Genomic DNA, 18,367 nt, shown 5'->3' on the forward strand with positions numbered 1-18,367 from the left:
CCTTGATCTGATGGTAGCGGTACAGCGATGTGTATCTACACAATTTCGTTAAACTGTACCGGTCGCAGAGGAGGGCGACTCCGTTAGTGTGACAGCACCCATAAAAAAAGTGGATTGCCTGCCATGCTTGCCTCTGCCGACCTGCTGACCGCCTTCGTGCTGTTCGCCTTCGTGTCTTCCATCACTCCCGGCCCCAACAACACCATGCTGCTTGCCTCCGGGGTGAATTTCGGTGTGCGTCGCTCGATCCCGCACGCCCTGGGCATCAGTGTCGGTTTCATGGTGATGGTGCTGGCTGTCGGCCTGGGCCTGGGCGAGGTGTTCAAGGCCTGGCCGGCGCTGTATACGGTATTGCGTTACACCGGTGCCGCCTACCTGCTGTACCTGGCCTGGAAGATCGCCACCTCCGGGCCGGTCGGCACAGCTTCGTCCAGTGCCCGCAAACCGCTGGGCTTCTGGGGAGCGGCGGCATTCCAGTGGGTCAACCCCAAGGCCTGGGTGATGGCAGTCGGGGCAATCACCACCTACACGCCGGCGCAGGGCTATGTGACCAACGTCATTGTCATTGCTGCCTTGTTCGCCCTGGTCAACCTGCCGAGCGTCGGGGTGTGGGTGATGTTCGGCAGCGCCCTGCGCAACTTGTTGCAGAACCCGCGCTGGCTGATGCTGTTCAATGTCCTGATGGCCTTGTTGCTGGTGATTTCACTGTACCCGCTGCTGTTTGTAGAATCAGCGTTTTCCTGACCCCGCGAGTACGGTAAGCCGATGCAGTTGATCCCCTGGTCTCACGAATGCGCCGAAGGCTTCACCCTGCGGGGCTGGCGAACCCCGGCCAGTGGCAAGCCGTTGCTGCATTTTCTGCACGGCAACGGCTTCTGCTGCCTGGCCTACCAGCCATTGCTGATGCGCCTGGGCGAACATTTCGACCTGTGGCTCAGCGATGTGCAGGGCCATGGTGACAGCGACCATGGCGGGGTGTTCCGTGGCTGGAACCGGACCGCTGCGCTGGCGGTGGAGACTTTTGCCGCCGGGCGAGGCGAGTATGGTGACGTACCGCGCTTTGCCGTCGGGCACAGTTTCGGTGGCGTGCTCACCGGCCTGATCCTGGCCAGTGAACCGCAACTGTTCACGCGTGCCGTGCTGCTCGACCCGGTACTGTTCAGCCGGCGCATGCTGGGTGTGATGGGGATGGCAGCCCTGGTCGGCTTGCACCAGCGCCATGCCCTGGCGCGCAAGGCTGCCAGCCGTCGCAGCCATTGGCCCGACCGCGAGGCAGCCCTGGCTTCGCTGCATGGGCGGGGTATCTTCAAGGGGTGGACCGATGCGGCGCTGCGGGCCTACGTGGAGCATGCCATTGGCGACTGTGGCGAAGCGGTGGTGCTCAAGTGCCGGCCCAGCCGCGAAGTGGAAATATTCAGTTCGTTCCCCAAGCGCATGTGGGCGAGCCTGGCGGCAATCCGTACGCCCACGCGGGTGCTGTACGGCGAGCACACCTACCCCTTCGTACCGCATTCGGTAAATCGCCTGGTGGCGCTCAACCCTAAGGTCAGCGGCAGGCAGGTTGCAGGTGGGCACTGCTTCATGCAGGAGCATCCTGAGGCGTGTGCCGAAGAAGTGCAGGCCTTCCTGCTTCAGGGACCGGCGGGATAGTTTTTCCAGGCAGCTGGCTGTGGATTGTCCTTTAAATGAGACGATGCATGCCATTTTAGCCGGCTATTGCCTGATTGGTCTCACTGGTAAGGTTATCTCAACCAAGAGAGGAGCCTTCTCATGAAAACGATTCTGGGTATTCACCGCAGCCCCCACGCCCACTGGGTAGGTGATGGTTTCCCGGTGCGCAGCCTGTTCACCTACGACAACCTGGCCAGCAAGATCAGCCCGTTCCTGCTGCTGGACTATGCCGGCCCTCATGACTTCACCCCGACCAGTGCGCGGCGTGGCGTTGGCCAGCACCCGCACCGCGGCTTCGAGACCGTGACCATCGTCTACCAGGGCGAACTGGAACACCGTGACTCCACCGGCGCTGGCGGCTTGATCGGCCCTGGCGACGTGCAGTGGATGACTGCTGCCAATGGCATCATCCACGAAGAGTTCCATTCCCCAGGTTTCGCCCGTTCTGGCGGTACGCTGGAGATGGTACAGCTGTGGGTCAACCTGCCGGCGCGGGACAAGCGCGCAGCGGCCGGCTACCAGACGCTGCTGGCCAAGGACATCCCGGTGGTGACGCTGGACGGCGAGGGCGGCAGCCTGCGAGTGATTGCCGGTGACTATCGTGGGCATTCGGGGCCGGCGCGGACCTTTACTGCGATGGATGTCTGGGACCTGCGCCTGAATGCCGGTGCAGCCTTGCAACTGCCGGTCGCCGCTGGGCGCAATGCGGCGCTGGTGGTGTTGCGCGGCAACGTGCGGATTAACGGCGAGCGAGAAGCCGGCCCATCCAGCCTGGTGCTGTTTGACCGGGGCGGCGAGGATGTCGCTATCGAAGCGCTGGAAGGTGCCAGCTTGCTGCTGCTAAGCGGTGAACCGATCGATGAGCCGATCGTGGGCTATGGCCCGTTCGTGATGAACAGCCAGGCGGAAATTGCCGAGTCGTTCGACGACTTCCATGCCGGGCGGTTCGGGCAGATGCAGGATGCACGGGACGGTGCGGCGCATTGATCCTGGTTGATTGAATGGCTTGTCCGGCCCTATCGCCGGCAAGCCAGCTCCCACAGGTACAGCGACAATCTCGAGAGCAACGCTGTACCTGTGGGAGCTGGCTTGCCGGCGATAGGGCCGGTACAGGTTTTACTTTTGCTGGCATGATGCAGCCATGCCAAAGCTCACCCCCCTGCACGCCGTACGCCGATCATTGCCCACCCCCGGCCACCACACCTTGTGGCTGCGCTACCGTGCTCCTTACCACTGGCCCTCGACCCTGGCCTTCCTCGCTGCCCGCTGCATCCCCGGCATCGAGACCTGCCTCGACGGCACCTACCGCCGCACCCTGGTAATTGCCGGCCGACACGCCGTCTTGCACGCCACACCTTCGGGCAGCCAGTACCTGCGGGTCCGCCTTGAAGGCGTCCCGGCCCACGCGCTACCCGGCCTGACCGCCAGACTGAGGCGATTTTTCGACCTCGACGCCGATCCCGTGCGCATCAATGCCGAACTGTCCCGCGATCCACTGATGGCGCGCCTGCTACGGGAGCGTCCAGGCTTGCGGGTGCCACAAGGCTGGGACGCCTGCGAACAGGCAATGCGCACTGTGCTGGGCCAGCAAGTCAGTGTGGCCGGGGCCATGACTTTGGCCGGCCGCCTGGTGCAACGCCACGGCGTGCCCTTGCGCTGGCCCGCACCCGGCCTGAGCCACGTATTCCCGGCGTTGCCGGTATTGGCAGCTGCGAAATTCGATGGCATGGGCATGCCGCGAGCGCGCGCCGCCACCCTGGGCACGCTGGCCAATGCATTGCTCGCCGAGCCCAGGTTGCTGCGCCGCGGGCAGGTGCTGGATGAACTGCTGCGCAACCTGTGCCAGCTCAAGGGTATCGGCCCCTGGAGTGCGCACTACCTGGCATTGCGCCAGGCCGGCGCGGCCGATGCCTTGCCGCTGGGCGATGTGGCGCTGATCAAGGCGTTGCGCCTGCTCGAAGGCGAGGATGCCCAACTTGCGCAACGAGCCCTGGCGTGGCGACCGTGGCGAGCCTATGCGGCACAGCATCTTTGGGCATCGCTGGGGCCTGCCGGGACCGCTCGTCGCTAAGTCTGCCATTGCGTTCGAACGCCCAGCCCGCGCAGGCAATCTTCCACTAAGGTGCTAGAGGATTCCCTGCATGATCATTGCCCAGGCGCATGAGCGCCTGCCCCGGCATGCGCAATATCAATTGGCACCTCGCCCGACAAAGGCGTACTCACACAACAGGCCATCCCAAAGAGAGGGTCGTACCATGTCGTTGATAGGAGTTTCGATGCTAGAAATGCGGCAGATGATCGAGCAGGCCTGCCTGCCCGACCGTTGCGAAGTCAGCTGCACGGATGGCGCCAACCTGACCATACGCCTGGGTCAGGGCCAGAGCCTTGACGAGGGCGTGACCCTGAGCGGGGTCCCCCTGCAAAGCCTCAACAGTTGCCGTGACCTGGTCAACCTGGTGGGGCAGCTGCACGCGCTGCGTGCCAGCCACCCGGCGACACTCAAGGCGATTGCCTGAGGCGCCTGCCGCGCCCCGGTCAGCCCACGCTGGCCGGGCGCACATATTCCGGCATCAGGCCGTTGAACCAGAACAGGATCATCGCCACCAGGATGGTGACCAGCAGCAGTAACCCCACCCCCCACACGCAGGTCGCGAACAGCATGGCCTGTTCCTTCTTCAGCCGCAGGAAGGTCTGCAATCCGCCATACAGCAACACGCTGGCATACGCCGAGGCAGCCAGCAGTGCCGCCAGCGCCAGCCAGCGGATCGGTAGCAGGCCGACCACCCCGGCAAAGAACCATGGTGTTGCGCAGTAGGCGGCAAAGCCGATGCACTGGTTGAGGCTGGGCTGTGCATCGAAACCGCGCGACATCCAGCGGATCATCGTGCCCATCAACATTACTCCGACGACCGTAGTGGCGTAGAGCAAGCCCGCCAGTTGGGCGGCGCTGGTCATGCTCAGGCGCACCCGTTCCTCGGCCGCCAGGCTCCAGCCGAAGGTGGTCGTGCCGACGAACAGGCACACAGCGGGGATCAGTGCCAGGGCCAACAGGCGCGGCAGATATTGCTGCGGGTGGTCTTCCTCGGCCCGGCGGATTTCCAGCCAGGCGTCGGCGGGGTGAGTGAAGAGCTTGAGCAACGGACTGTTCATTGACGTTCTCCGCGTTCTTCGGCAGGCATGGGCCCTTTTGCTATGGAGACGTGACGCGCCCGGTGGGTTCAGCCGGGTTGATCGCCGTTGATCGTCTTACAGCAGCTCCAGCAGCAGGTTCAGGCCGCCATCACCGCACTTGCCCTGGTCGCGGACCACTCCGTGGTAACTGCGCCCGTCCCAGACGAAGGCCACGCTGTGGGCGCGGTCGACCTTGTCGGGCAGGGGCGGGCAGATGTGCAGGCGCAGGCCGGGGCGGCCTTGCAGGTCGAGGGCGGCGAGTTGGCACTGGCACTCCACGCTTTGCGCCACCGGGCCGAACAGGGTGTCGCGTACGTAATCGAGCTGTAGTGAGGCATTGGGCGCGCGGCAGGGCATTTTCATGGGCGCGCGGCTCCGCTTTGAGAGGGCGGGGAACAGGGCTGGTAGGGCATGGCGGGCTCCAGGCTGAACAGGGCATGGCATATCGTTTGAAGCTTGCCAGGCCAAGATGTTCAACCTGTTTCATGCGCGTTTATCCTGTTTGCGCCGGTTACGGGCCGTTGGCCGCTTCAGCCACCGGCCTTGCGCAAGGTCAGGTTGATCCGCCGTTCACCCAGGCGCGGATGCACGCCGGGCTTGATCGGGAGCACGCCGTGAAAGCGCAGCCGGTCCTCGCCACCCCAGACCAGCACATCGCCATGGCTCAGCGGGATGCGCTGGGTCTTGTCGGTGCGCTGCAGGCCACCGAACAGGAACACCGCCGGCAAGCCCAGCGACACCGACACGATCGGCTGGCCGAAGTCCTGCTCGTCGCGGTCCTGGTGCAGGCTCAGGCGGGTGCCCGGCAGGTAATGGTTGACCAGGCAGGCATCCGGCACGAAACCGTCGAACCCGGCCATGGTCGCAGCGCGGGCGGCCAGTTCGAGCAACACGGGGGGCAGGGCGGGCCAAGGTTTGCCGCTGAGCGGGTCGCAGGGGGTGTAGCGGTAGCCGTGTTCGTCACTGACCCAACCCAGCGTGCCGCAGTTGGTCAGCCCTACCGCCATGCGCAGGCCGCCCGGGGTGTGCATGTGCCGGTACGGCGCGGCACGCAGCACCGGGCGCAGGGCATCGAGCAGGGCCTCGATCTCGGCCAGGGCGAAGCCGGGCAGCAGCACGGTATGGCTGGCCAGGCGTTGCGGCTGGGGGCCGAACAGGTCGAGGTCGGACTGGATCATGGGGCAGGCATCGGTTGGGGTGTGGACCATTGTAATGCGCTTGGCAGGCTTGGCCTATTCGCGGACATGCCCGGGAACAGGCCGGCAAGAAAAGAAGTTCTGACAGTAATAAAAAGGAACCGCGGCACCAGGGAGAGGAGCACCGCGGTTCAAGGGGGGAGCGATCTACTGCTGGGTCACAGTGGCCACGTTCGCACTGCCCAGTTGGCTGATGGTCGCGGTCTGCGTCACACCGCTCTGGTCGACATACGCCTTGTTGCCCTGGCCTCCCTGGGTCACGTAGGCAATGTTGTAGCTGTCAACCTGCTTGATGTTGGCTTCGTTGCCGCTACCGTACAGCTGGTTGGTGTAGCTCTGGTTGCTGTAGCCGGACTGGTCCAGGTTGATGACGTTGCCGTTGCCCTGGCTGTTGCCGTAGGCATAGTTGTCGGTGCCACGCTGGTCGGCGATCAGGATGTTGTCGGTGCCGTTCTGTTCGAAGTACAGCTCGTTGTTCATGTCGGCCTGCTTGGTCTCCATTTGGTTGCCGGTGCCTTTCTGGGTCAGCGTAGCCAGCTGGTTGTCACCGTTCTGGGTCAGGTTGACGCCGTTGCCATTGCCATTCTGGTTGATGGTGGCAGTCTGGTTGGTACCGAACTGGCCGCCCATCTTGGCGCCTTTCCAGTTGCTGGCGGTGACGCTGTTGCCAGTGCCCTTGGTGTTGATGGTCAGGTTGAGGTTTTCACCGTTCTGGTAGGTGAAATGCACGTTGTTGCTACCAGTCTGGGTGATGGTGGTGGTCGAGTTGCTGGTCTCGAACTGGTCCGACCAGCTGGCGTTGGCCGTGCCCTGTTGCGACAGGCTGACCTTGTTGTTCATGCCGAAGCTCTGGTCGATATAGCCTTCGTTCATCTGGCCGGACTGGGTCACTGATGCCTGGCTGGCGGTCTGGTTGTCCTGCCACACTTCCACCGAGTTGCCGCCACCGTACTGGCCAATGCCGATGGTGCCGCCGGTGCCGTCGCGCTGGTCGCCATACGCCCAGTTGCCCGTGCCATCCTGGTAGACCTGGATATCACCATCGACGTGGCTCAGGTGCTCGGCGGCGGCGTAGTTTTCCTGGCCGGTCTGGTTGATGCTGCTGCGGTTGTTGCTGCCACCAAAGATCTGCTCGATGAAAGCTTCGTTGCGCTGGCCGGATTGCCAGGAGGTGGCCTTGCTGCCTTCCTGGCTTTCCTGCCATACGGTCGAGGCGTTTTGCGCGCCTTGCTGGGTTTGCAGCGACTGGTTGTCCAAGCCCAGTGACTGGCTGGCGAAGGCATCGTTGTAGCTGCCGCTTGCGTGCTGGGTGACCTGGCTGCCGTTCTCGAACAGCTGGTCGGCGTAGCCTGCGTTGTATTGGCCGTTGGCGCTCTGCTGGATATCGCTGGTGCTATCCGATTGCACCGCCAGGTGGTTGTTGCCCTTGCCGGTCTGGGTCTGGGTAGCCGAAGCGAATGGCGCCAGGGACTGGCTGACTTCAGCGATGTTTTCCTTGCCATCCTGGGTCTGGGACGAGGTGCTGTCAGCAGCCATGGCCTGACCTGCGAGGGCCAGGACGATAGCGGCACTTAACGGAGCGAGCTTGTACATGGGGGTGCCTCCAGGTCTATCGGTATTGGGTTATCTGCACGTGCTGGCCATTGCCGGCCTGGGTCACGGAGCTGTTCAGGCCTGTGCCGGACTGCACGATGCTGGCGCTGTTGTCGTTGCCGATCTGCTCGATGGCCGCACTGTTGCTGCTGCCGGTCTGGCGGATCGACGCGCTGTTGCCATTCCCCTGTTGGCTGATGAGGGCCATCAGGTCACTGCCTTCCTGCAAGATGTACGCTTCCTGCGCGCCACCGGCCTGGACGATGCGGCCCAGCAGGGCCTGGCCGTTCTGGTCGAGGGCGGCGCGGTTGCCCGCGCCTTGCTGCTCGATCACCGCAGCCTGGCCGGCGCTGGCCGGCAGCAGGCGGATGATCACCGGTTCGCCGAGGTCGTTGCCGGGTGCGAGGTCGGCATTGTCCAGCAGGTCCTCGGCCCAGCAGGCCTGGCCCACCACGGCCAGGCCGAGCAGCAGGGAGTACAGGCGTCTCATTGCAACCTCCGGCCTTTACTGCACGGTTACGTTGACGGTGCGTGTGGTGCCCTGGCTGGTGGTGATCGTCGCCGTCGGTGCCGCAGTCGGGATGATCGTGGTGCTATTGCTCACCGCCAGGCGCCAGCGGCCGGTCAGCGCCACCGTGGCGGTGCCAAGGGTCTGCACGCCGGTAGTGGTGGTTACCCGCACGGTGACGGTATTGCCGGTGGTGACCGACGAGGTACCGCTGAGGTCCCAGTTGTAACGGTTGTTGGAGCGTGCCGTGACCGTGGCGGTCGTGACCGTGAAGGTTTCGGCGGCGGGCCGTGGCGATACGTTGACGGTGACGGTGCCGGCGTTGGACAGGGCCCCCAGCGAGTCACGAGCCTGGTAGGTGAAGGTAGTGGTGAAGGCCGTGGTCACCGTGGCCGGTGGGGTGTAGGTCACCGTGGTGCCGTCGGTACTGACGGTGCCCCGGCCGGCAGCCGGCTGGGTGACGGCAGCAACGCTCAGCGGTACGTTGCCTTCCGGATCGGTGTCGTTGGCCAGCACGTTGATGGTCAAAGGCACGCCCAGGGTGGCGACCGTTTCCGGGTTGGCGGTCGGGGCCTGGTTGGGCGCCACATTGATGGTGACCGTGGCCGGTTCCGACTTCAGGCCCTTGGCGTCCACTGCCCGGTAGCTGAAAGTGGCCACCACGGGTTGCGTGGCCCCGGCTGGCGGGGTGTAGGTGACCGAGGTGGTGCCGTTCATCACCACGCCGCCAAGACCGGTACCGGGCTGGGTGAGGTCGCTGATGGTAAGCGGTACGTTGCCATCCGGGTCGCTGTCGTTCTGCAGCAGGTTGAGGGTGATCGGGATGCCCACGCTGGTACTGCCGGTATCGGCCTGGGCCAGCGGCGGCTGGTTGGCCGCCTCGACCGGCGCGTTGCCGACCACGACTACCGGTTCGACATCGCTGCCGCCGCGTGCCGACTTCACCGTGATGGTGGCTGGTGGCTGCGGCACGTCGTTGACGGTCAGGCTCTGCAGCGTGCCCGCCTTGGACAGGCGACCGTAGCCTTGGGCGATCAGGTCCGGGACCGCCACTTCGTCACTGGAACTGGCCTCGATCAACAGGCGCTTGTTGGCCCAGTCGTAGCGTGCGGTGCCGACCTTGACCACGTCGGTGAGCTTGCTCGACAGCGCGGTTGGCTGGGTACCGCCGGCGCTGTCGCTGGCGGTGACCACCACCACTGCAGGCGGTGCTTCCTGGCCGAACTGCTGGTGGAAGAACAGCCCGTTGTTGTCGGCGGTGAGGGTGTACTGGCACGGCGAGGGCGGGGTGCCGACCAGGGCAATGCCATTGCGCATGCACAGGCTGGCTGCGCTGGGCGCCTTGGCGAACACTTCCGTACGAGTGCCGGTGGCATTGCGCGAATAGGTGGCGCGTTCCAGGCTGACCGGGGTCTGGGCCCGTTGGTCGAGTACCTTGCCTGAAACAGTGAAGGTGTTGGTCTGGATGGTGCCAGCGGGGCCTTGAATGCGCACGAAATTGGTATTGAAGGGGCTGCCGGTCACCGCCTCGGTGATATTGGGGTCGCCGATGTAGGTTTCGATGGCGCCGGTATCGGGGTTGACCTCGGTGTAAGGCCCGCCAACACCCTTCAGCCAAGGGCCGATCGCCCCCGCCAGCGCTCCCCGGAAGTTGCCTGGTGCGCCAATGCCAATGTCCCGGGTGATGTTGATCGCCCGACGCCCCGCCGTGGTGACGTTGACCGTCTCCACCCCGTAGGGATGGGTGATTGTGTAGGTACCGGTACTTGGGACCGAAGCACGGATGCGGATCCGCGCGAAGCTTTGCTGGTCACCATCGACAGGGTTTTCGGCGGCGAAGGCAGCCTCCACCCCGGCTACATAAACCTCCAGTTCATAGCCGCTGTTGCCGACCTGCGGAATGGCGGTTTCCGCCAGGAACCAGAACATCTCGGGCGGCCAGTTGTCCGGGAACACCAGCGGCAGGGCATCGTCATAGATGCCAGGCTCGGGCAACAAGGTACACATGTAGGCCGGTGCCCCCGGCGCGCCTGGCGCACGCGTACTGGTAGCACGGGACTGGCACAGCTCCAGGGACTGGTCGAGGCTGTCCTTGTACCACATCGGATAGCCACCGGTGGCGAAGGTGTAGGGCCCCGGGTCGACATCGGACAGCGCGGCAAACGCGGCGCTGGTAACGGTAAGGGAGAAACCGGCGGCCAACAGCGCACGGCGCGACCAAGTGTTCATGCTGCCTCCTTGAAGGCTGAGCCTTTGTCTGTTCATGGCACCAGCACCACGTCTTCGGTGTCGCTACCGCCGTTGGTACTGGTGACCTGCACCTTGGCCGGCGGGATCGGCGACAGGCTGGTGCTCAGCGTCTTCACGGCACCTGTGCCGCTCAGGTTGCCGATCAGCGCGCCGTTGCCGGTGTGTGCGGTGAGCACTGGCGGCGTGGTTTCGTCGCTGGTGCTGGCCACCAAGGTCAGCTCGCCGGTGGACAGACGGAACTGGGCCTGGGTGATAACGACCAGGTCGGTCAGCGGTACATTGGCGGTGGTCGGGCTGCTGGCAGGGATCGCCACGCTGTTGTCGGCGGTCAGCGTCAGGATCGTCCCGGCGGCCGGGTCGAGCACCGACTGGGCGTACCAGGCACCGGTACCGTTGGCCTCGGTGAGGTTCAGGTTGGGTGTCTGGCTGGTCAGGGTGACGCTGGCCGGTGGCGGCGGGGCCATCGCGAAGATGTCCTGCTGGGCGCGCAGGTCGCCGTTCTCGGTATGCCGCGAGTAGGTACTGCGTTGCGGCATCAGCGGGGTTGGCAGGGTCACTTCGGAAAGCTTGCCCGAAACCGCGAACAGCTCGGTGCGCAGGTCGATGCCGCCGGGGCCTTCGATGCGCACGTAGTTGGTATTGAAGGGGCTGCCGGTCACCCGTTCTTCCAGGTTCGGGTCGCCGATGAAGCGCTCGCTGCCTTCGGTGTAGGGGCCGTTGACACTGCGCAGGAACGGCCCGACATCGCCTTTCAGGGCGCCGGTGAAGTCGCCTGCGCCGGCAATGCCGATGTCGCGGGTCATGTTGATCGCCCGGCGCCCGGGCGCAGGTACGTCGAACACTTCGACGCCATAGGGGTGAGTGACCACGTAGGTGCCGGCGGTTGGCACGTCGACCCGGATACGCACCCGGGCGAAGCTGACCTGGTCGCCGTCGACCGGTTCTTCGGCGGCAAATGCCGCTTCGATCGCGGTGCCGTAGCTGAGGTCGATGCCGCGAGTGGCGTCTACGATGGCGGCGTCGGCGGTGAACCAGAACGCCTCGTCAGGGAAGTTGGTGGGGAAGACGATGGGTTGGGTATCGTCGAACACGCCGGGGGTGGGCAGCAGCGTGCACATGTACGAAGGTGCGCCGGGTGCGCCAGGCACACGCGAGCTGACCGCCTTCGTCAGGCACAGGTCGAGGGTACGACCGTGACTGTCCTGGTACCAGGCTGGGAAGCCACCGTTGGCGGGAACATAGGCGCCTGGATCGACAGCGTTCAAGGCAGCCTGCGCCGGGAGCTGGAGCATGCCGGCGAAAATCGCCACTGCCAGCGGGTGGGGTATCGGTCGGTGCATGAGTCATTTCCTCCTGCAAACGGGCCCATGGACTTGGGGCGTCTGGCAGGAGATCGGCAATAGGCGTGCCAAGCCGGAAAAAATGTGCTGCAGCCCTTGCAGGGCAAGGGATCCATTTCTCTTGCAAGGGCGATTGCAGGGGGTTGCCGTTGGGCACCGTGTCCCCAAGGTTGGGGACTGGGGCAGGTGGTACCGACCCATTCGTAGCATCAGCTACCCGGTCGGTGCACCTTCGATCTCGACGTACGTAATTTGCGTGGCTTTTTCTCTGAGCGCTTGCCGGGTTTGAGTTGCCAGCGATCGGCATTGGCGAGCAGGCGTTTCTGGATCTCTGGTGGGTAGTCGCTCAGCGCTGTCACCGCTGGGACGGGCTTACCGGGCATGCCAGCTTCGCGGATAACCTTCGGCCAGCGCGGTCGCCAGCACAACAGCAAGCTCAGCCAATGGCCGGTGCCGATAATGACGAAGGCGGGCCAAACCAAGAGCAGGACGACTTTGAACAGCCAACTGCTTTTCCGGTAGAAACGACCCAATCCTTCGAACTGGGCGCTGAATGCCTGGACGGGCGAGGGGAGTTGGGTGCTCAGACGGGGGCGGGGGACGGCATGTGGGCCATCTTCCATATAGCGGCGAATGAACTCCCACTCGTCCCGAAGTTCGCTACCACCTTGGCCTTGCTTGCCGAGTAGGGCCATTTCCATGTGAGGGAGGCCAGTGCGGCTGGGGTGCCAGACCAAGCACAGCCTCATGCCCGCGCTGAGGGAGTCGTCTTCAGGGTTGACGCCGGTGCTTCCGGTTGTTCTCCAGGGGAATGTTGCTATACCGCCGCAGTAGCTTGGTCTATGGAGGTGAACTTGCTGGGTTTTTCGATTGAAGCGAATGAGCAAATGGCGGCTGGTAAGCATTTCAAGTCGAGTAAAACGAAATCCGTATTTGGCATATAAGTAATAAATGGCTCCGCCAATTGATAGCATGTACGCGCTGAATAGGACCGAGAACGCAGAAAAGAAATCGGGTTGAGTCGCATTGATATAGATGGAGCCAAACGTTATGTGCAGCCATGCGTAAGTCATTGGGCCTAAACTGCCAAGCGTCATCATCGTGATGATGCCGCGTTTTTCTTCTGACCCGCCGCAGCGCATTTCCATATATGTATCGTTGAAAGAAAATATGGGGCCGCGTGCATTTGGTTTTTCGCTGACACTGTTGAAGTGTATGTCTTTATTCAAGTCATCTTCATGGAAATCCTTGTCAGCGCGCTCTACAGTCGAGCTCCTTTGCACGTCGAATTTCTTGCGCTTAGCCTCGGATTCAATCGCCATCTGCCACAGCCCCCGCTCGATAAGATACATTAAAGGACCTCGCTGAAAGCTGAATGCAGGGCTGCTAACTCTTCTCGTTCATCGTAAGGTTTAGAGTTCTTTTCCAAGCGAAAGCTGCTCCGCTTGCACCACTTTTCTAGCGCATCGTCCTCAAGCAAGAAAATAATGGCGGTTAGTAGCAGGCCTACCCAGAACGCTCCTAAAATTAATTTGGTTAACAGCAAACGAGCCGCCTGCGTACCCAGTCTGGTAGCCAGGCTACCTAATGATCGCCCTACAAGACGTATGAGTTTGCTCTGATTGTTGATCGTAAGGCGATCGAAGAAGGGCTTAGCTATTCCTATAGCAGTTCCCAATTCTCCGATAGATAAAGCAAGTGTAGCCAGTGCGCGCGTAAAGTAGGCCCCACTCAATGTCCAAGATTTCGTTGAGACATTATGTTGAGTGTGATTTTTTACCCCGTCGGCGAAGTCCCACCAAGCCAGTACGAACCCTCCCGTCCCCGCTAATCCGGCTCCCCAGAGTTTCAACCTCCCCAAGGTCGCAACCGCACCTCTGCCGGACACGCTATTTGCGCCGTAACGCGTCACCACCTGCTCCACATAGCTGGCCCCAATCTCGAAACCCGCCGCAGCCGTGGTCATGGCGGCTGCCATGAGTTCGGTCTTAATCCGTACATCACTGTCGGGCAGTTCGCGGGCCTTGAACGCCATCAGCATCCCTTCCAGCAGGCATACAAGACCGGAGACACGCACTTTGTAAAAGTCGCTCTTATTGGCTTGCATCAATCCTTCGGCCCAGGCCTGGTCCAAGTATCGTTTTGCCTGGCCAGCGCTGCGCTGCGGATTCAATGGCTGCCCGCTACGAGCCGCTTCACTCAGGCGAATGTCGACAGCTGTCTCATGTACCGAAGCAAACAGAGTCAGGCGCAGGCCATGGTGCAGGGCACGGTCCACACTGTTGGGGGCTCCGGTACGAAGCACTTGTCGGCCCAGCGCCACGTACCAGGCGTATAGGCCGATGCTGGCGTGGCTGTTTCTGTTCTGCAGTTCTTCATATAAAGCGTTGGCGCGCCCGAAAGCATTCGCCGCAATGTGCGCTTGTCGGACAAGTGACTCACGCAGCACGAACCATGATTCCGACGGAGGTTTGGCCATGGCCGCTTCCCGTAGCGCCGCGAGCGCATCACGAATGTCATCCTGGTTGTACGTGATACCCCGTATCGCCAGGTTGCTCCGATCTGCAAAGTTCGAGGGTTTCGGTGACCGAGTCCATGGCTGTGTACCTCAATTCTTGGCGCGCAGGCATCGCTGCACGTTGTCCATCAGGGATGTTTGCTGTTCGCGTGTTGCGACAATCGCGTCCTGCCAGGCTTGCGAGCTACTGAGTTGTTCGCCGTGGCGAGCTAGTATGAGCACATAGCTGATGAGGTCTTCCTCACGGTCCAAGCCTTGCTCGCGCGCCTGATCCAGGTAGTGTTGGATCAAACCAACCCTTGTTCCGTGGCAAGCAGTGGCCAAAGCCGCACAGGACGGCTCGTCCTTGATCAATTCGGCAAGTTGATAGCTCAGCGGGTCTCCCGCCAATTCAGCCCAACAGTCTTCGTTTAGCGTGATTTGTGGGAGGTGCAGGGGCGGAGGCTGATCAGCACCGGATACTTGTAGCCACAACCGCTTGTTCGGGTGCGCTACAGGCGACCACCAGTGATGGATGGGAGCTAGCCATTCGCTTATCCCTGGCAGCTCACGATATGTATCCAGCACTCGCAAAGCTGCAGCGTTGTGGAAACGCAGGAGGTACAAATGGCCGTCTGCTCCCGTCACGATGTTGGCGTGGCTAAGATGCCGGGCAAGTTGGGCAGTTGGTAACGCACTGACGATCCAGCCGCAAACCGCGCCCGAAGCAAGCTGTTCGAGTTGCCATTGAAAATCGTACTGGGCCGACACATCGGCGCCTAGCCGCGACCCGAACAGCCAAGGGCCTGCTGTTCGCAGATTGTGGAATTGGGTTTGTTGCAATAGTGGCCAGCAGCGATCCTCATAGTGCCGGGTCAACTTTTCCTGCACGCTGGGTGTCAGCTTGGCCATTTCCACGATCGCGCTCAGACGATAGCGGTCGGAGGTACGCAGCACCTCCACCATAGTTCTGATAAATGGGCTTGGCATCAGCTTGCTCCTTCCATGCGAATCATGTTGTGGCCATCCGCGATCGCTTTCAGCAAGCAGCTGAGGCAAATGGGCTCGCCGGGCTCTGGTACGCCGAAGGTCGATGTCATGTGCTGGCTGCATTTGGCCTGCTGACTCACAGGACCTTTGAAGGCCAGTGCCAGTCCGTCCAACGTGATACCGGCACGATCTATGCGCAGCAACCCGGCCGGACTCCTGATAGTCAGGCTTTCGCTGACCTGGATGTCATAGACCTTGGTTGTGTGGCGGATGGCTTCCCCGGTCTGCAAGGTGTTGTGACCGGCCACGCTCTGTTCCAGGTGACCGCCAATTTCTACCGTGTGATTGGCTGTGGTGACGTCCTGGCGGTGGTTGCCGACCTGTTCGATCCGGTCCAGGCCGGTGATGATGGTATAAGTCCGGCCAATGGTCAGGGTGTCGTCGTTGCCTATTTGGTGGGTCCGGTCCTGGCCGATATTGACGGACTCGTCCCGGGCAATCTCTTCCCGGCGGTCCTGGCCAATCGAAAGGGTCTCATCCCTTTCGACACGCTCGGTGCGGTCGTTCCCGACTTGCGTGGTTTCATCATGTTTGACGATGTTGTTCTGGTCTCTTTCTGCGTGGATGAAGACTTCCTGTCGTCCCAGTTCGTCCTCGAAGCGCAGCTCGTTGAAACCATCGCCTTTGTGGGTCTGGCTCTTGATGGTCATCCGGGTCTTGTGTTCGGGCAGGTCATACGGCGGCAGTTGGTCGCCGCAATAGGTACGCCCCGTGATCATCGGCTGGTCGGGGTCGGCGTTGACGTACTGGACGATCACGTCCTGGCCGATGCGCGGGATAGCCATCGAACCCCAGCTACCGCCGGCCCAGCCTTGCGACACGCGCACCCAGCAGGAGCTGAACTCGTTGTTCTCGCTCTCCCGGTCCCAGGGGAAGCTCACCTTGACCCGGCCCCACTCGTCACAGTAGATCTCTTCCCCGGGCGGCCCGACGACCGTGGCCATGTGCGGGCCGTCGATGCGGGGCTTGGGCAAAGGCGCCGGGCGCCATTCGATTCGGCCGGGCACCAGCACGGCTTCCTGCGAGTAGCGCGTTCCTTGTTCGGCCCCGGCAGCTTCTTCTTGCAGGCTGGTGAACTGGCTGCCCTCGTGATGTACACGCATCACACGCCAATGGGCGTTGAGGTCTTTGCGCGGGTGTTCGATGAGGGTAAAGCTCAGCCCCGGTTGCAGGCGTACATCGTCACCCTCGACTTCGGCAATACGGGCGTCATGGCGCAGGGCCGTCAAGCGCGTGGCGGTAAAGGGCACTCCGACCGCATCGCGCTTGTAGCGGCCGGGGTAGTCGAAGCGCTCATAGTCCCGGGACTGATGGGTGATGCCACTGTCACCTGCGCGGTGTTCCTGCCGGTACTGCGGGTTGGTGAAGGTGTAGTCCCGCTGCACCTGACGTGCAGTGCGTACCTGTTCGCTGTAACGCAGGCGGCGCAGGCAAGGCCTGGCCTGGTCGCCACCGCTGTTGGCACGGTACAGCACCTGGTCGGGGCCGATGTCGTCTTCGTCGAAGAAGTCTTCATCCTCGTCGTCGGCCTTGAGCGCGCTTCGGCTGATCTGCCCCAGCGCCAGCAGTCGGTCGGTGATGACCAGCTGATGGTGTTTCGGTGTGTGCTCGAAGCGATAGACGAAACCCTCTTCCCCCGCCAGGCGGGCGATGAAGTCGAGGTCCGTTTCACCGGCCTGTACGCAGAACTCGCGCACCTGATGCTCGCCCATGCTGTTGATTTCGAAACGGGCAATGCCCTGGCGCTTGAGCATCAATTCGAGAATCTGCGGCACGGTTTTCTGCTGGAAGATGCGCCAGTTCGAACGTAAGCCGGCACGGGCCAGCACGGGCTCGACCAATGCGCGGTAACGGGTGCGATAGAACCCCGTCTCACCCTGGCTGAAACTGCTGACCAGGCCGTGCACATAGCGCAGGGGGGCGCTCACCGCGCCAGATCGTGAACAGCACTGGTTGGTCGAGCAACTGGCCGAAGTCGACCTCGTCTTCAAAACTGATCAATTCCAGCTTCAGCTGGAACGGTGAGCTGATCATTTCGTCGAGTTCGAACGAAACCACCTCGAAGTCAATCTGGCCAGCGAGCGGCTGGAAGGTGAAGCGCAAGTCGGATTGGCTAGGCATGCGGATCCCCTTTGCTACTGCTGCAAAATGCCGTTGAGCGACTCCAGCACCTCGGCGGTGATCAAGCTCAGGCGGTAGCTGTAGTAGCAGTAGGCGCAGACCATGGCGATGGCGGAGATCACCAACGGGCTCCACCAGGGCCATTCCCGACGACGCATGCGGTGGGGGCGATGGACCACGTTGGTATAGGGGTCGCCCGGGAATTCCGGCGTGGGGCCGCGCAGTGCACGAATGACCTTGTGCATCCGCGAAATCAGGGCGTTGATGATTTCATCGCACTTCGGGTCCAGGGCGTACTTGCCCTTCAGGCCCAGGCAAAAGCAGAAGTACAGGAACTCCAGCACATCCTGGAACTCCTCCGGAGACTGCATCAACCGCTCCAGCAACACGAAGATCTTCTCGCCACCCTGGGTTTCGCCATGGAAGATGCTGAGCAGCGGTTCGTGGCTCCAGCACGAATTGTTCCCCCAGGGGCGACTCATCACGGCCTCGTCCAGGTAAAGGCACAAGGCATAGGAATAGGCTTCGAGGTGCACAGAGGAATAACCGTGCTGCTGTATTTCCTCGCGGATTGTGCTGACCTGAATCTGCAGGGTCTTGTGCACATGTTCGATGTTGGGCAGGTCATCCAGCGTACGCAGGCGTATGACCAGGCCGAACAGCGGGTTGGCCGCGTCGAGCATCAGGTTGGCGAAGCCGCCGCGTAGCTGGAAGTCCGGGTCGGCTGAGTAGCCAGGAAGATCCATGGCTTGCCCAGATTCGGTGCTGGAGCGAGGTAGCGGGTTCCCTTGGATATCCTCCAGCAGGACCGGCTTTTTCTTCCTGTGTAGTGTTTTCACAGTTACATCGGGCTCATCGGACATCCTTAATCCTCGTTTGTCGGCGCGCCATCGCTGCATGGTGGCATGGAGTATCCACGCGGCTAGTCGCAGGCATTTGGCTGAAGCCCGAACGTAAACCAGGAATCAAT

15 protein-coding genes and 2 pseudogenes are annotated in these 18,367 nt (G+C 62.3%); 5 read left to right on the forward strand and 12 right to left on the reverse strand.

All coding sequences use genetic code 11. From position 1 onward, the window contains the following. Nucleotides 1-123 precede the first annotated feature (123 nt). From IMX18_RS10265 to IMX18_RS10285, 5 genes are all read left to right on the forward strand, one after another. On the forward strand, nt 124-744 hold the full coding sequence (locus tag IMX18_RS10265) for a LysE family translocator (protein WP_015270522.1): 621 nt from the start codon (nt 124-126) through the stop codon (nt 742-744). A 21-nt stretch (nt 745-765) separates the two neighbouring features. Continuing rightward, nucleotides 766-1,650, forward strand: coding sequence for an alpha/beta fold hydrolase (locus IMX18_RS10270; protein WP_100414068.1), 885 nt, complete (start codon nt 766-768; stop codon nt 1,648-1,650). A 120-nt stretch (nt 1,651-1,770) separates the two neighbouring features. Continuing rightward, entirely contained in the window at nt 1,771-2,658 is an 888-nt protein-coding gene (locus IMX18_RS10275; protein WP_015270520.1) for a pirin family protein, read from the forward strand. Nucleotides 2,659-2,812: 154 nt separating this feature from the next. Then, nucleotides 2,813-3,742, forward strand: coding sequence for a DNA-3-methyladenine glycosylase family protein (locus tag IMX18_RS10280; protein ID WP_100414067.1), 930 nt, complete (start codon nt 2,813-2,815; stop codon nt 3,740-3,742). 184 nt (nt 3,743-3,926) lie between these two features. After that, nucleotides 3,927-4,187 (forward strand): DUF1652 domain-containing protein, encoded by a 261-nt coding sequence (locus tag IMX18_RS10285; RefSeq protein ID WP_043935665.1) that lies wholly within the window; start codon nt 3,927-3,929, stop codon nt 4,185-4,187. Between the two features lie 19 nt (nt 4,188-4,206). Here IMX18_RS10285 and IMX18_RS10290 read toward each other — a convergent pair whose 3' ends face one another. The 12 genes and pseudogenes from IMX18_RS10290 to icmH form a co-directional block, all read right to left on the reverse strand. Continuing rightward, a complete protein-coding gene (locus IMX18_RS10290) occupies nt 4,207-4,821 on the reverse strand; it encodes a Yip1 family protein (RefSeq protein ID WP_015270517.1) in 615 nt (204 codons plus the stop codon). Nucleotides 4,822-4,917: 96 nt separating this feature from the next. Then, complete coding sequence (locus IMX18_RS10295) at nt 4,918-5,205, reverse strand: hypothetical protein (RefSeq protein WP_013972780.1); 288 nt, start codon at nt 5,203-5,205, stop codon at nt 4,918-4,920. 167 nt (nt 5,206-5,372) lie between these two features. Beyond that, nucleotides 5,373-6,020 (reverse strand): DNA oxidative demethylase AlkB, encoded by a 648-nt coding sequence (gene alkB, locus IMX18_RS10300; RefSeq protein ID WP_043936173.1) that lies wholly within the window; start codon nt 6,018-6,020, stop codon nt 5,373-5,375. A 165-nt stretch (nt 6,021-6,185) separates the two neighbouring features. Then, a complete protein-coding gene (locus IMX18_RS10305) occupies nt 6,186-7,631 on the reverse strand; it encodes a curlin-associated protein (protein ID WP_015270515.1) in 1,446 nt (481 codons plus the stop codon). 16 nt (nt 7,632-7,647) lie between these two features. Then, nucleotides 7,648-8,121: a curlin-associated protein gene (locus IMX18_RS10310; protein ID WP_015270514.1), complete on the reverse strand. Its 474-nt coding sequence runs from the start codon at nt 8,119-8,121 to the stop codon at nt 7,648-7,650. Nucleotides 8,122-8,136: 15 nt separating this feature from the next. After that, the gene (locus tag IMX18_RS10315) at nt 8,137-10,368 is read right to left on the reverse strand and encodes an Ig-like domain-containing protein (protein ID WP_015270513.1); all 2,232 of its coding nucleotides are present in this window, start codon (nt 10,366-10,368) and stop codon (nt 8,137-8,139) included. Nucleotides 10,369-10,400: 32 nt separating this feature from the next. After that, nucleotides 10,401-11,729: a hypothetical protein gene (locus IMX18_RS10320; protein WP_191472651.1), complete on the reverse strand. Its 1,329-nt coding sequence runs from the start codon at nt 11,727-11,729 to the stop codon at nt 10,401-10,403. Between the two features lie 209 nt (nt 11,730-11,938). Then, the gene (locus IMX18_RS10325; protein WP_061304524.1) at nt 11,939-13,081 is read right to left on the reverse strand and encodes a DUF6708 domain-containing protein; all 1,143 of its coding nucleotides are present in this window, start codon (nt 13,079-13,081) and stop codon (nt 11,939-11,941) included. Beyond that, a pseudogene (locus IMX18_RS10330) lies at nt 13,081-14,304 on the reverse strand (T6SS effector BTH_I2691 family protein); the annotation flags it as partial. The gene IMX18_RS10325 and the pseudogene IMX18_RS10330, both read right to left, overlap by 1 nt. A 33-nt stretch (nt 14,305-14,337) precedes the next feature. Further along, complete coding sequence (locus IMX18_RS10335) at nt 14,338-15,216, reverse strand: DUF4123 domain-containing protein (protein WP_054572879.1); 879 nt, start codon at nt 15,214-15,216, stop codon at nt 14,338-14,340. After that, nucleotides 15,216-17,397, reverse strand: a pseudogene (locus IMX18_RS10340) (type VI secretion system Vgr family protein). Before IMX18_RS10340 ends, IMX18_RS10335 begins: the two are co-directional and overlap by 1 nt. 14 nt (nt 17,398-17,411) lie before the next feature. Continuing rightward, on the reverse strand, nt 17,412-18,260 hold the full coding sequence (gene icmH / locus IMX18_RS10345) for a type IVB secretion system protein IcmH/DotU (RefSeq protein ID WP_137109016.1): 849 nt from the start codon (nt 18,258-18,260) through the stop codon (nt 17,412-17,414). Nucleotides 18,261-18,367: the final 107 nt, after the last annotated feature.

Origin of the sequence: Pseudomonas shirazica (assembly GCF_015168335.1) — a bacterium.
Lineage (GTDB): Bacteria > Pseudomonadota > Gammaproteobacteria > Pseudomonadales > Pseudomonadaceae > Aquipseudomonas > Aquipseudomonas asiatica.